Source organism: Alcanivorax profundi (genome assembly GCF_003597125.1).
GTDB lineage: Bacteria > Pseudomonadota > Gammaproteobacteria > Pseudomonadales > Alcanivoracaceae > Alcanivorax > Alcanivorax profundi.
Window position 1 is genome coordinate 1 of record NZ_QYYA01000107.1, and the last position, 459, is coordinate 459.

Annotated in this window: 1 protein-coding gene; it reads left to right on the forward strand. The window is 63.4% G+C overall.

The window, feature by feature from the left end; all coding sequences use genetic code 11:
- The coding region (locus D4A39_RS17065; protein WP_199699495.1) for a uroporphyrinogen decarboxylase/cobalamine-independent methonine synthase family protein at positions 1–459 on the forward strand (459 nt) is incomplete at both ends.

Genomic DNA, 459 nt, shown 5'->3' on the forward strand with positions numbered 1-459 from the left:
CCCACCCGGGACGCGTATCTTGCCGCGCTGGCCGACGCCATGGCCGAGGAATACCGCACCATCGTGGAGGCGGGGCTCTACCTGCAGCTTGACTGCCCGGACCTCGCGCTGTCGCGGCACATGCTTTTCAACGACTTGACCGATGATGAGTTCATCAAGATCGCCGGCGCCCATGTGGAGGCGCTGAACCACGCGCTTGCGGGGATCGATCCGGACCGGGTACGGGTGCATATCTGCTGGGGCAATTACGAGGGACCCCATGTCTGCGACATCGACATGGACAAGGTCTTCGGCACGCTCATGGGGGTGTCGGCGCAGCAGCTTCTGTTCGAGACCTCCAACCCCCGCCATGCCCACGAATGGACGGTATTCCGGGACCGCAAGGCCGAGATCCCGGAGGACAAGATCCTCGTGCCCGGGGTCATCGACAGCACCACGAATTTCGTCGAACACCCGGAA